The organism is Ralstonia sp. 1B3, from assembly GCF_036631435.1.
In genome coordinates this window covers 1-13,522 of the sequence record NZ_JAPNUG010000006.1, presented here as the reverse complement: position 1 = coordinate 13,522, position 13,522 = coordinate 1, and the positions used below count along the sequence as shown (strand labels likewise).

The following is a 13,522-nucleotide window of genomic DNA, read 5'->3' as shown; positions in this document are numbered from 1 at the left end:
GATTGATAAGCGCTGAGTTCGGTCAAGGCGGCATCCCGCGCCACGGCAGCGCGATACCCGACAGCGCCCTTGACGGGCTGCCACGTCGCGCGCAGGCACGGCGTCTGCACAAGCTCCGGAATGGCATCGAGCCTGGGCGCTGCCGGCAGCGCCGCACGCTTGAGGTGCCCCGCCGATGCCTGCACGCCAAAGCCGGCCTTGACCGCCTGCTTCTGTCGACCGGCACTCGTCGCCACCTCGCCTTCGAGCACGGAACTCGTCGATACGGCGTCGCTCGCCTGCACGCGGAAACGCGTACCGCGCACGCCCGTCACCAGCGCAGGCGTCGATATCTCGTACCGGCCCACGCCGCTCTTCCTGGGCGAGACGTTCGATTCCGCTTCGCCCTGCTTCACGTGGACGCGCACATCGATCAGGCCGGCACGCGCAAACGCTCGTACACGCGACAGCGCCACGTGGCTGCCCGGCGGCACCGTCACGCGCGTGCCGTCATCAAAAGCCAGCGTCACGGCACCTTTGTCGCCGGTGTCGATTTGCGCTTCTTCTGCGAGCTTCGTACCGGCTTGCAATGGCTTGCCGCCGATGGTTGCGTCGCGGGCAAACACGACCTGCGCCGTCGCCGGGACGACCGGAATGCGATCGAACGGAATGCGCAGCAGCGAACCGGGCTTCAGCCGGTACGGATCGGCTACGTGGTTGCGCTGCTGCAGCAGACGCCAGCCCTCGACGCTGTCCATGTAACGTTCGGCGAGGTTGATCAGCGTGTCGCCCTGCTGCACGCGATAGACGAAATCGGTGCCGTCCGCGCCTGAAGGCTGCGCCATCGCAGCCTGCCACACGCCGCCAAAAGAACGAACGCGCCGACAAACGCGGCGCGCCCAATCAAACCACCCCAGATTGCGTCAGGTTGCTTCACCATCTTCCTGCGTGGTTTCGAGCCGATAGCCATGCGAATACACCGAGACCAGCCGCACGCCATTCTTCTGATTGAGATCGAGCTTGAGCCGCAGCTTGGAGATATGCGTGGCCAGCGTGCGCGAATCCGGGCCAATGCTGCGCCCCCAGACCGCCTGCTCGATCAGCTCGCGCGGCACCAGCTTGCCGACATTACGGAACAGGTACAGCGCAAGATCAAACTCGCGCGGCGACAGCTCGACCTGCGAGCCGTTCAACGTCAGCACACGCCCGACCGGGTCCACCGCATACGGGCCGACACGAATGCGTTCGAGCGATTCGCTCGTGCGCGGCGCCGCACGACGCAGCAGCGCACCGACGCGCGCCACCAGCTCGGCACGGCGCACGGGCTTGACGACGTAATCGTCGGCGCCGGCCGCCAGACCGCGCACGACGTCGTCTTCGAGCGAACGATTGGTCAGAAACAGCACCGGCAGCGCCGGGCCGACTGTTCCGCACCCAGCTCACAAGCTGGATGCCGCTGATATCGGGCAACTGCCAGTCGAGCAGCAGCAGGTCGAACGTGCGATCCCGCAGCGCCTTGACGAAGGCATCCCCGTTATTGAAGCTCTCGCATTCGTATCCGGACGAAATCAGGATCTCGCGAATCAAGTCCGATTGCGCCTGGTTGTCTTCGACCGAGGCAATTCGTATCGCCATCTGGATTGCCCTTTCCCGTTTCGGGTCCGGCATCGCTATGCAAATGCCGGCTCACTCCGTGCGTCGATGTGGTTGGAGTCCCTGGCTGGCGCATCGCAGTTCGATCCGCCAGCCCGCACCGGCGCGGCAGCCGCGTCCCGTGCAAGACCGTTTACCTCCGCCCAACCGGCAGGTGTCGCACGCCGGCTTGAGCCCGACTCATCCTAAAAGGCCGCCCCTTTGATATTGCAAACAATTGTGAAAAGCTAATCGCAGAGCCGGGTTTTGTGGCGTTCTATCATTTTTTGTCACGCCATTACAAGGTGTGAGTTCTCAGCAAGTATAGGAGCGGGCCCGCGCGCGGGTGAGTCTTCCGGGTATCGCTGCCCCGGGATTTGCTGGCGAGCCTCGCGCTAGCGCCCTTGGCCGCGCATCCAAGCCGCGGTCGCCGCCCAGAACATCAGCGCCGCTACGCTGAGAGCCGCTCCCAGAAGACACACCCCTGACCACCCTGCCGACGCATACACCTGCGTCGAAAGCATCGCCCCCAATCCGCTGCCCGCCGCATAGAACAGCATGTAGGCGCCGACCAGCCGGCTGTGCGCCTCCGGCCGCAAGCGAAAGACCAGACTCTGGTTGAGCACGTGCACCGCTTGCCCACCCAGGTCCAACAGAACCACGCCGACGATGAGCCCTGCCAGATGCTGCGAACCCAAACCGAGCGGTAGCCAGGCGACCAGTAGCAAACCCAACGCGACGCCAGTGGCCGCTTGTGCCCAACCTCGATCCGCCAGGTGCCCCGCTCGCGCAGCCGCCAGCGCGCCGATCACGCCAACCAAACCGAATGCACCAATGCCTGCGGGGGAGAACCCATAGGGCGGCGCACTCAAAGCCAGCGCCATCGCGCTCCAGAAGACGTTGAACGCCGCGAACATCAGCAAACCGATCAGGCCGCGTATCTGCAATACGCGTTCGGTCACCAGGAGCTGCCACATCGAGCGCAGCAGCGCTACGTATTTCATAGGCGAAAGTCCACTCGGCGGCGCCGGCAACGCGCGCCAGAGCATGCACAGCATCGCCGCCGAGAAGCCCGCTGACACCATATAGACCGCCCGCCAGCCAGCAACGTCCGCAATCCAGCCCGCAACGGCGCGAGCCAGCAAAAGACCGATCACGACTCCACCCTGTACCGCCCCAACGACGCGCCCGCGTTCCGCCGGCGGCGCCAGTGCGGCCGCGCAGGCGATCAGTCCTTGCGTCATTGCTGTGCCCAGCAAGCCGATCGCGAGCATGCCGATGAGCAACGACCAGCGCGCCTGCGCCAGACCTACCGCGAGCAGCGCCAGCGTCAGCAAGACCAGCTGCACCAACAGCACGGGCTTACGCGGCCAACGATCCCCCAGCGGAACGACCAACGCCAGAGCGAGCGCGCAACCGCCTTGTGTCGCACCGATGATGCCGCCCGCCCATGCGTCGCTGAGCGCAAAGTCACGGGCCAATGCTCCGAGCAACGGCTGGGCGAAATAAACGTTGGAAACACTGGCCGCTGCGCAGAATGCCAGCATGGCGACCCATGCACGTGACAACCCGGGAGAGGAAATGGCGCACTCGTTAGACGAATCGTCGACAACGCAATCACGGGACATCCTTCACCTCATTCGGTTTCAAAATAGAACCGCTTGAGTCTAGTCAGCCCAGTTTTCTCATGCAACCACTTAGTTGGAGCGGGATTGAGCGCGGATGCCGTCAGCACTCTGTGCCAACGCATTGTTCAAATAGGAGAGCGTCAAGGCAGGAGTGCCCAGACCCGAGCCGGTGCATTGCGACGATGCAAAAGAAAAAGCCCCGAACCAGTCGGGGCTTTTTCGCATTCTGGAGGCGGAGGCCGGAATCGAACCGGCGTACACGGCTTTGCAGGCCGCTGCATAACCACTTTGCTACCCCGCCAGGGGCTCAGCACCGCATTGTAGCAATTCGTGAAGAACCGCGTGTTTGCCGTGCCGATAAAGAAAAAGGGAAGCAAGGCTTCCCTTCGGGATTGGAGCGGGAAACGAGGCTCGAACTCGCGACCTCAACCTTGGCAAGGTTGCGCTCTACCAACTGAGCTATTCCCGCGTAACCGGTTATGCCGCTGCGCCATCACATCAACACAGCCACATATTTAAAACTGGAGCGGGAAACGAGGCTCGAACTCGCGACCTCAACCTTGGCAAGGTTGCGCTCTACCAACTGAGCTATTCCCGCATTTTTGGCTACCAGCACTGCCGTACAACCTTTGTGCTGCCAGACCGTTTGCGTCACATCACTGCAACGCGAGAACGAGATTATGGCAAAGAAGAATCGTCCTCGTCAACACTTTTGCGCAAGAGTTTTTACAGGCTCATTTTGCGCGCTCACGAATCTGCGGCCACGCGAGCTTCATGTAGTACGCCATCGACCACAGCGTGAGCACCGCCGCCACGTAGATCAGCCATGTCCCCCACATCTGCGCGTCGATCACGTCGAACAGGCGGCCCTCGAACAGCAGCAACGGAATGGCGATCATCTGGAAGGTCGTCTTCAACTTGCCGAGGAAGTTGACGGCCACGCTCTTCGACGCGCCAATCTGTGCCATCCATTCACGCAGGGCAGAGATGGTGATCTCGCGGCCGATGATGATGAGCGCGATGACGTCGGACACGCGCCCCAACGACAGCAGCACCAGCAGCGCGGCGGCCACCATCAGTTTGTCGGCGACCGGATCGAGGAAGGCGCCAAACGCGGACGTCTGGTTCCAGCGGCGCGCAAGAAAGCCGTCGAACCAATCGGTGAGGCTTGCGACGATGAAGAACACCGCGGCCGTCAGGTTCTTGGCGGGTAGCGCCATCCAGGTGTCCGGCACGTAGAACACGCCCACCACCAGCGGGATCATGGCCACACGCAGCCAGGTCAGGAGGATCGGGAAGTTGAAAGGCATGGCAAATCGAGAGGACAACCGCCGCGCAAGCTCCAACCTACGCGGCAAGATGGGGCATTGTCGCCGATCAATGCAGCTGACGGTAGATTTCTTCGGCCAGGGTCTGCGAGATGCCTTCGACCGTGGCCAGTTCGTCGACGCTCGCGGCCATCACGCCACGCAGGCCGCCGAAGCGCGCCAGCAACCGCTGCCGCCGCTTGGCGCCGATGCCTTCGATCTCCTCCAGCCGCGACGTGTTGCGCGCCTTGGCCCGCTTGGCGCGCATGCCGGTGATGGCAAAGCGGTGCGCCTCATCGCGAATCTGCGCAACGAGCATCAACGCAGCGCTGCCCTGGCCCAGCTCCAGTGACGGACGGCCATCGGCAAAGATCAGCGTTTCGAGGCCGACCTTGCGCCCCTCCCCTTTGCCACGCCGACGAGCAATCCAATATCCAGCCCCAGCTCTTCAAAGACCTGGCGCGCGACTTCCACCTGCCCCTTGCCGCCGTCGATCAGCACGATGCTCGGCATGTTCGGCGCGTCTTCGCCGGCCTGTTCGACGATCTTCTGGTAGCGGCGCGTGAGGACTTGCCGCATGGCCGCGTAGTCGTCGCCGGGGGTGATGTCCTGGATGTTGTAGCGGCGGTATTCGCTGTTTTGCATGGCGTGGCTGTGAAAGACCACGCACGAGGCTTGCGTGGCCTCGCCGGCGGTGTGGCTGATGTCGAAGCACTCGACGCGCAGCGCGGCAAGGTCTTCTAGATCGATGCCGATGGTCTCGGCCAGTGCGCGCGTGCGGGCCTGCTGGCTGCCCTGCTCGGAAAGCTGGCGCATCAGCGACAGCTCGGCGCCCTTCTCCGCCATCTCCAGCCAGGCGCGGCGCCCGCCCTGAGGCTGGCGCACAACCGAAATGCGACGCCCGGCCTGCTCGGCCAGCGCATCGATCAACTCGGTTGCATGAATCTGATGGCTGACCACCAGCACTGGCGGCACGAACTGATCGAGATAGTGCTGCGCAACGAACGCTTCCAGGATGTCGCTGGCCATGCGTTCGGCATCGCGTGACGTTTCTACCGCAGCATCGCCGCCGGCCTCGACATCCACGCCAACGATGGCCGCGCCCTCCTCAACGTGCGTGGGAAAGTAAGCCTTGTCACCCAGATGCCGCCCCCCGCGCACCATCGCGAGGTTCACGCAGGCGTGGCCGCCCTTGATGGCAACGGCCAGGATGTCGATGTCGCTGGCGTGGCCGACCTCTTCCACCGACTGCTGCTTGAGCACCGTCGACAATGCGCCGATCTGGTCGCGCACGATGGCGGCCTGCTCGAACGCCAGCGATTCGGAATAGCGCTGCATCTTGTCCTGCAGCGTCTGCATGACCTCGTCCTGTCGACCCTGCAGGAAACCGGCGGCGTTGGCGACGTCGCGCGCGTAATCCTCCGGGCTGATCGCCTGGACGCATGGGCCGCTGCAGCGATGGATCTGATGCAGCAGACACGGTCGTGTGCGGTTGTTGAAGACGGTGTCTTCGCACGTGCGGAGCTGGAACACCTTCTGCAGGATCTGCATGCTTTCACGCACCGCATGCGCGCTCGGAAACGGGCCGAAGTATTGGTGCTTGCGATCGGTCGCGCCGCGGTAATACGCCATGCGCGGATAGGCGTGATGCGTGAGCTTGAGATACGGATACGACTTGTCGTCGCGAAACAGGATGTTGTAGCGCGGCGCCAGCGCCTTGATGAGGTTGTTCTCAAGCAGCAGCGCTTCGGCCTCGCTGCGCACGACGGTGGTGTCGATGCGCGCGATCTTCGCCACCATCATCGCGATGCGCGGCGAAAGCAGCGTTTTGTTGAAATAGCTCGACACGCGCTTCTTGAGGTCGCGCGCCTTGCCCACGTAGAGCACGTTGCCCTGCGCATCGAAGTAGCGATACACGCCCGGCAGGTTCGGCAGGCGCGCGATGTGCGCTTTCGCGTCGAATTCGGGCACGTTCACGGGCGCGCTGGGCTCGACGCTCTCGGGCGTCTCGGGGGCTGGGGTTGCGTGGGGTCGGACGACATGGCGTTCGCTGGATCAGAGGCCGTCAGTGTAGAACAAGCTGCCGACTACAATGTCGGCCCGCCCTTCTTCGCTGCCCGACTCGCCTTCCTGCATGCGCACCATCACATCCTGGGATCTCTTCTGCCGCGTCGTCGACAATTACGGCGACATCGGCGTCTGCTGGCGCCTGGCCCGCCAGCTTGTACAGGAGCACGGCCACACCGTCCGTCTGTGGGTCGACGATCTCCGTTCGTTTGAAAAGATCTGCCCCGCAGTCGACGCTAAAGCCGTCGCGCAACGCGTCTCGGGCGTCGATATCCGCCATTGGGCCGACGATGCGCAGGTGGCGGCCCTTCTGGCCGCTGATGCACACCCAACCTTGCATGACGTGGTGATTGGCGCATTCGCATGCGCCGTTCCGGAGCCCGTGCTGGCGCTCATGGCCGAGCGGGCATCCCAAGGATCGGCGCCCGTCTGGATCAACCTGGAATACCTGAGCGCCGAGAACTGGGTGGCCGAGCATCACGCGATGCAGTCGCCACATCTGCGACTGCCGCTCGTCAAACACTTCTTCTTTCCGGGCTTTGCACGCAACACCGGCGGCGTCCTGCGGGAATCGCATCTTGGCGCGCAACGCCAGACGTTCGAGGCGAGCCCCGCCGCGCACCAGGCGTTGTGGCACCGCCTCGGGGTCGACGACCTGATGCGCAACACCCCCGACGCCCTGCGCGTAAGCCTGTTCGCTTATGCCAATCCGGCATTGCCAACGCTGGTCGCTCAATGGGAAGCAGCGCCACAGCCCGTGATCTGCCTGGTGCCCGAAGGGCTGGCCGCCCAGCAGATCGCCGAGCTAATGGGCGATGCCGGCTCTGCCAAGACGGGCGCGCGCTGGACGCGTGGCAACCTCACGGTGGCAGTCGTGCCGTTCGTCCCACAGGAGCACTATGACCCGCTGCTGTGGGCATGCGACATCAACTTCGTACGTGGGGAGGACTCCTTCGTGCGCGCCCAATGGGCGCTGAAGCCGTTTGTCTGGCACATCTATCCCCAAAGCGACGACGTACATCTCATCAAGCTCGACGCATTTCTGGCGCGCTATACGCCAGCCCTGACAGAGGCCGATGCCAAAGCGCTGATCTCGTTCTGGCACGCCTGGAATGGTGCGCCGGCATCACTCAATTGGACGGACTTTGCAGCCGTTGCGCCTCGCCTGCGCGTACGGGCCGTCACCTGGGAGCAAAGCTTGATGCAACTGGGCGATCTCGCCGCGAATTTGGTGGCATTTTGCGAAAAACAGGTAAAATAGCGGGCTGATCTGTATGCGACCCCCGGCTCTGACCTGGTTCGCGCGGCCCGGAGGGTATCGCGCGGTGCTTCGTTGCTTGGCGCGCATCGAACCCTCTTACTCTCAGGAACTGTGAAATGGCTTTGAAAATCGCGCAAGAACTCCGCGCTGGCAACGTGTTCATGATCGGCAACGACGCAATGGTCGTGCTCAAGACCGAGTACAGCCGTTCGGGCCGTTCGGGCGCCGTCGTCAAGATGAAGTACAAGAACCTGCTGACGGGCGCAGGCGGCGAGTCGGTGTTCAACGCCGACGACAAGATGGACCAGGTCATCCTGGAGAAGAAGGAAGCCGAGTACTCCTACTTCGACGGCTCGATGTACGTGTTCATGGATCCGGTCACGTACGAACAGTACAACGTTGAGCCCGCCGCCATGGGCAGCGCGCTGAACTACCTGCAAGACGGCATGAAGGTCGAAGTGACGTTCTACAACGAGAACGCCATCTCGGTGGAACTGCCGACCACGGTTGTCCGCGAAATCGTCTACACCGAGCCGGCAGTCAAGGGCGACACGTCGTCGGGTAAGGTGCTGAAGGCAGCTCGCATCAACGACAACGAAGAATTCGTGATCATGGTGCCGCTGTTCTGCAACATCGGCGAGAAGATCGAAATCGATACGCGTACCGACGAGTACCGCAGCCGCGCCAAGTAAGCTGGCGCCGCAGCAAGAAGAAAGGCTCCCTCGGGAGCCTTTTCTTTACCACCACGCTTTGTGCGTTTCTGGGGCTAAGCGATGAGCTTCGCCTCGCGCAACGTGCGCAGCGCCTGCCTGTAGGCCGATTGCTGCTGCAGCTTCGCCCAGTCCTTCACAGCCCGGCCGCCAAACAGCCGGCGCACGCGCCGCTGCGATGCCTTGCCCATGGGCACGTCCAGCTCGCCGAGCAGTTGATCGGCCTTCTCCGGCGCATTGCAGATCAGCACCATGTCGCAGCCGGCCGTGAGCGCCGCACGCGCCCCGTCGACCACCGTGCCGGCAACGCTCGCGCCTTCCATGCTCAGGTCATCGCTGAAGATCACGCCGTCGAAGTTGAAATGCGCGCGCAGCGTGTCCTGCAGCCAGAAGCGAGAGAAGCCCGCCGGGTTCGGATCGACAGCCGAGTAAATCACGTGCGCCGGCATGACGGATTGCAGGCCGATTCCCATCCAGCCGTAGGGCTGCGCATCGTCTGCAAGAATGGCCTCAAGCGGGCGCTCGTCCACAGGCACAGCAATGTGCGAATCGGCTTGGACGTAGCCGTGACCCGGGAAATGTTTGCCGCAATTGGACATGCCGGCCAGGCGTAGGCCCAGCGTCAGGTGGTTGGCGAGCATCGTGACCACGCGCGGGTCGCGATGGAACGCGCGATCGCCGATCACGCTGCTGCTGCCGTAGTCCAGATCGAGCACGGGCGTGAAGCTGAGGTCGATGTCGCAGGCGCGCAGTTCTGCGGCCAGGACATAGCCGCAAGCCGTGGCGGCGCGCGTCGCGGCCAGCACATCGGTGTCCCACAACTTGCCCAGCGCGCCCATGGCGGGCAGGTGCGTAAAACCGTCGGTCTTGGCACGCTGCACGCGACCGCCTTCGTGGTCGATGCAAATCAGCACGTCGTTGCGAATCGCGCGAATGGCTTGCGTGAGCGCCGTCAACTGCGCGCGCGATTCAAAGTTGCGCGCAAACAGGATCACGCCCCCGTCAACGGATGGGCAATGCGGCGAACGTCGTCGGGGCCGAGTTTCAGGCCGGCCACATCCAGAACGATCGGGCCGGGGTGCTTCTGTTTTTGGTTTGGGTCATGCGGAGGATTTCGTTTGCAACTCGGCGACTGCGAAGGCGACTGCGTAGTCGCGCTCGTCCGTCACGCTGATCTGGATATGAAGGCCGTGCTGCGCGATCCAGTCGGCCAGTTCGCCGCTGTAGCGCACCACCGGTTGGCCGGAGGGCAAGTTGAGCGTCTGGACCGCACGCCACGTCATGGGCCAGCGCATTCCCAGGCCGATGGCCTTGGACACAGCTTCCTTGGCGGCAAAGCGCGTGGCAAGAAACGCGAGGCCACGGCGCTCTGAACGCGCCTTGCGGGCATGGTAGACGCGCAGCTCCTCGGGGCCGAGCACCTTTTCGGCGAAGCGGCCATTGGTCCGCTGCATCACGCCTTCGACGCGCTCGATCTGGATGATGTCCGTGCCGATGCCATAAATGGCGCCGGACACCGAGGCGGCTGCGGCCCGTTCGTTCATACAGGCACGCCCGGGTGTGCAGCCGCTGGCGTCGTGGACGACAACCGCGCCGCAACCATGATCGCCTTCATCTCACGCACCGCGTTCTGCCAGCCGGCAAACACCGCATGCGCAACGACGGCGTGGCCGATGTTGAGCTCATGAATGCCGGCGATGGCGGCAATCGGCTGCACGTTCGTGTAGTGAAGGCCGTGGCCTGCGTTCACCCGCACGCCCCAGCGGATGCCCTCTTCCACGGCGGTTTCGATGCGGACGAGTTCTGCCCGCAGCTCGGCATCGTCGGTCGCTTCAGCATAGCGGCCCGTGTGCAGTTCGATGACGGGCGCGCCGGCAGCGGCAGCGGCCTCGATCTGTGCCGCATCCGGATCAATGAACAGCGACACGCGGATGCCCGCATCGGCCAGTTGCTTGCAAGCGGCCTGCACCTTGGCAAAACCACCAACCACGTCCAGCCCGCCTTCGGTCGTCACTTCCTGACGGCGCTCGGGCACGAGGCAAACGTCCTGCGGGCCGATGTCGCATGCGATGTCGAGCATCTCCTGCGTGACGGCGCACTCGAGGTTCATGCGCGTGCGCAGTTGCGGCCGCAGGGCGCGCACATCGGCATCCTTGATGTGGCGGCGATCTTCGCGCAGGTGGAGGGTGATGAGGTCGGCGCCGGCTTCTTCTGCCAGCAGCGCCGCGGCGATCGGGTCCGGGTACGTGGTGCCGCGCGCGTTGCGCAGCGTAGCGACGTGGTCGATGTTGATACCCAGGTCGATGATTCCCGGCGAGGCGTGAAGATCATAGTTTCTGCAAGTCGATCAGGATCTGGCGCGTCGAAAGCGGCGTGCCATGCAAATGATAATGCAGCAGGAATCGCATCAGGCTGCGGCTTTGCTGCGCGGTCGTGGGGCGTGAGGCGTAATCATCGCGCTCCATGTCGATCAGCGTCTGGCCGCGCAAGACGGGCCACGACGATGGATCGCTGGGCAGCGTGCGCCGGATGCCGCGCTCGGGGTGATAGACGTATTCGGCATCAGCCTGCACGGGTTCGCCGTCGATGCAGCGGTCGAGCTGCGCGGCAAAGCCGGTCTCACGCAGCAGCACACGTTCGAACGCCCGCAGCGTGAAGGCCGCGGGTTCGCCATGGGCAAGCTTGTTGAGCGTTTCGACGTAATGCGCGAACAGGACCGGGTGGCCGTCTTCGCGGGCGACGAACTTGACGAGCAATTCGTTCAGATAGAAGCCGGACAGCAGTCCCTCTCCGCCCAGCGGCAGCATGCCGCCAACCCACTCTGCGCGCGTGAGCGTGCGCACATCACCGCGCCCGCTCCAGGACAGCGACAGCGGCTGGAACGTCTGCAACACGCGCAGCGCTGAATGCGGCCGCTTCGCCCCTTGGCAACCAACGCCATGCGCCCGTAGTCCGGCGTAAAGACGTCGATGATGAGGCTGGTTTCCCGATACGGATAACTGTGCAGCACGAAGGCCGGCTGCGCAGCAACACGCGTTTCGGAACGCCCGGCAGGAAAGCTCTTGCGCGGCGCGGCGCCGGCAACGCCTTCCTCGGCAAGCCATTCCGCGGCTTCGTCCGGAATCGGATCGGATCGTCCCGCCATCGAGCGTGTGTAGAAGTGGCCCGGCTAAATGGTTATTCGTAGCCGTAGGCGCGCAGGCCGGCTTCGTTGTCGGCCCAGCCGCTCTTGACCTTGATCCAGACCTCCAGATACACCTTGCCGTCGAACAGTTTTTCCATGTCCATGCGGGCTTCGGTGGAGATCTGCTTGCAGGCTTGGCGCCCTTCGCGCCGATGATCATCGCCTTGTGCGCGTCGCGGTCGACGAGGATGGTGACGAACACGCGGCGCAGGCGACCTTCGGTCTCGAACTTGTCGACGATGACGGTGCTGGAATACGGCGCTCGTCGCCGTCCAGCGGAAAACCTTCTCGCGAACGATTTCGGCAGCCAGGAAGCGCTCGCTGCGATCGGTCAGCGCCTCCGGGTCGTACATCGGCTCACCTTCCGGCAGATACGGGCGCACGATGCCGAGCAGCCGATCGATGTCGTCGCGGTTCTTGGCCGACATCGGCACGATTTCGGCAAACGGAAACACCTGCGCCATGTCCTGCAGGAACACGGCAACCATCTCGGCGCGCGTGTACGCATCGAGCCGATCCACCTTGTTGACGATCAGGATCACGGGCGTCTCGCGCGGCAGCAGCGAGAGCACCTTTTCGTCGTCGGGCCGTAGCGACCGGCTTCGACCACGAACAACACCGCATCCACCGACGTAAGCGTGGACGTGACCGCGCGGTTCAGCGAACGGTTCAGCGCGGTGGCGTGACGTGTCTGAAAGCCTGGCGTATCGACGAAAACGAACTGTGCGTCATCCGTCGTCTGAATGCCGGTGATGCGGTGACGCGTCGTCTGCGCCTTGCGCGATGTGATGCTGACTTTCTGGCCCACGAGGGCGTTCATCAGCGTGGATTTGCCGACGTTCGGCCGCCCGACAATGGCGACCATGCCGCAGCGGAACCCCTCCGGCACGCCAGATTCTGGCTGCGGAGGCTGCAATGGGGTGTCGCTCATTTACCTGATTATTCCTTCAACCGGAGAGACAACTGCGGATCGGGCGGCGTGGCCTGCTTGCGCGCCAGTGCGCTCGGCGCGGCTGCGCTTGACGAGCTGCGGCACCAGGCGATGCGCTTCGAGGCCAGCTTGGCCGCCGATTGTTCGGCCGCGCGCCGCGATGCCCCGCTGCCGGAGACGCGAATCTCCAGCTTCGGGATCGAGCACTCGACCTCGAATTGCTGATTATGCGCCGCGCCGTGGGTAGCCACCACCGTGTACAGCGGCAACGCAATCTTGTGACCTTGGAGGTACTCCTGCAACAGCGTCTTGGCGTCCTTGCCAAGCGTGCGCGGATCGACCTGTTCAAGGATCGGGATATAGAGCTTGCGGATCAGCGTGCGGGCGGCATCGAAGCCGCCGTCGAGGAACACTGCCCCGAAAATCGCTTCCAGCGCATCGGCCAGGATAGATGGACGGCGGAAACCGCCACTCTTCAACTCACCTTCGCCCAAACGCAGGGCATCGGGCAATTGCAGCATTTGCGCGATCTCGTACAACGCCTGTTGCTTGACCAGATTGGCCCGCACCCGCGAAAGATCGCCCTCATCCAGCTTGCCGAACATGCCGTAGAGCATGTCCGCGACGGCGCAGTTCAGGATCGAATCGCCAAGAAATTCCAGGCGCTCGTTGTGCATCGCGCTGTGACTGCGATGGGTGAGCGCCTGCTGCAGCAACTCCGGTTTGCTGAAGCGGTAGCCAAGACGTTGCTGTAGCGCATCCAGACTCATGTCAACGCTGGGTCCCCGAATAGGTGATCACCAGACCGATGGGGCCATACAGC

General features: G+C 63.6%; 7 protein-coding genes, 3 tRNA genes and 6 pseudogenes. 2 read left to right on the top strand and 14 right to left on the bottom strand.

Annotation, left to right across the window (positions count from 1 at the left end; all coding sequences use genetic code 11):
• The 8 genes and pseudogenes from OWR21_RS01530 to uvrC all read right to left on the bottom strand — a co-directional run.
• Positions 1-824 (bottom strand): FecR domain-containing protein (locus tag OWR21_RS01530; RefSeq protein ID WP_442968587.1); only part of this gene is annotated, 824 nt, incomplete at its 3' end.
• Between the two features lie 78 nt (positions 825-902).
• Positions 903-1,614, bottom strand: a pseudogene (locus OWR21_RS01525) (response regulator transcription factor).
• A 392-nt stretch (positions 1,615-2,006) separates the two neighbouring features.
• The gene (locus OWR21_RS01520) at positions 2,007-3,239 is read right to left on the bottom strand and encodes an MFS transporter (RefSeq protein ID WP_332394442.1); all 1,233 of its coding nucleotides are present in this window, start codon (positions 3,237-3,239) and stop codon (positions 2,007-2,009) included.
• 227 nt (positions 3,240-3,466) lie between these two features.
• A tRNA-Cys gene (locus OWR21_RS01515) sits at positions 3,467-3,540 on the bottom strand.
• Between the two features lie 92 nt (positions 3,541-3,632).
• Positions 3,633-3,708, bottom strand: a tRNA-Gly gene (locus tag OWR21_RS01510).
• Between the two features lie 53 nt (positions 3,709-3,761).
• A tRNA-Gly gene (locus tag OWR21_RS01505) sits at positions 3,762-3,837 on the bottom strand.
• 136 nt (positions 3,838-3,973) lie between these two features.
• The gene (gene pgsA / locus OWR21_RS01500) at positions 3,974-4,549 is read right to left on the bottom strand and encodes a CDP-diacylglycerol--glycerol-3-phosphate 3-phosphatidyltransferase (protein WP_147213581.1); all 576 of its coding nucleotides are present in this window, start codon (positions 4,547-4,549) and stop codon (positions 3,974-3,976) included.
• A 67-nt stretch (positions 4,550-4,616) separates the two neighbouring features.
• Positions 4,617-6,588 (bottom strand): annotated as a pseudogene (gene uvrC / locus OWR21_RS01495) (excinuclease ABC subunit UvrC).
• A gap of 92 nt (positions 6,589-6,680) precedes the next feature.
• Here uvrC and earP point away from each other — a divergent pair.
• Both earP and efp read left to right on the top strand, forming a co-directional pair.
• The gene (gene earP / locus OWR21_RS01490) at positions 6,681-7,874 is read left to right on the top strand and encodes an elongation factor P maturation arginine rhamnosyltransferase EarP (RefSeq protein WP_332394441.1); all 1,194 of its coding nucleotides are present in this window, start codon (positions 6,681-6,683) and stop codon (positions 7,872-7,874) included.
• A 122-nt stretch (positions 7,875-7,996) separates the two neighbouring features.
• Complete coding sequence (gene efp / locus OWR21_RS01485) at positions 7,997-8,566, top strand: elongation factor P (protein WP_027677743.1); 570 nt, start codon at positions 7,997-7,999, stop codon at positions 8,564-8,566.
• Positions 8,567-8,640: 74 nt separating this feature from the next.
• Here efp and nagZ read toward each other — a convergent pair.
• The 6 genes and pseudogenes from nagZ to rnc all read right to left on the bottom strand — a co-directional run bounded on the left by nagZ (position 8,641) and on the right by rnc (position 13,469).
• A pseudogene (gene nagZ / locus OWR21_RS01480) lies at positions 8,641-9,688 on the bottom strand (beta-N-acetylhexosaminidase).
• A complete protein-coding gene (gene acpS / locus OWR21_RS01475; RefSeq protein WP_147214234.1) occupies positions 9,685-10,128 on the bottom strand; it encodes a holo-ACP synthase in 444 nt (147 codons plus the stop codon). The pseudogene nagZ and the gene acpS overlap by 4 nt, the downstream one beginning before the upstream one ends.
• A complete protein-coding gene (gene pdxJ / locus OWR21_RS01470) occupies positions 10,125-10,892 on the bottom strand; it encodes a pyridoxine 5'-phosphate synthase (RefSeq protein WP_332394443.1) in 768 nt (255 codons plus the stop codon). Before pdxJ ends, acpS begins: the two co-directional genes overlap by 4 nt.
• A gap of 19 nt (positions 10,893-10,911) precedes the next feature.
• Positions 10,912-11,729 (bottom strand): annotated as a pseudogene (gene recO, locus OWR21_RS01465) (DNA repair protein RecO).
• Between the two features lie 32 nt (positions 11,730-11,761).
• Positions 11,762-12,699: pseudogene (gene era / locus OWR21_RS01460) on the bottom strand (GTPase Era).
• 8 nt (positions 12,700-12,707) lie between these two features.
• Positions 12,708-13,469, bottom strand: a pseudogene (gene rnc / locus OWR21_RS01455) (ribonuclease III).
• Positions 13,470-13,522 lie beyond the last annotated feature (53 nt).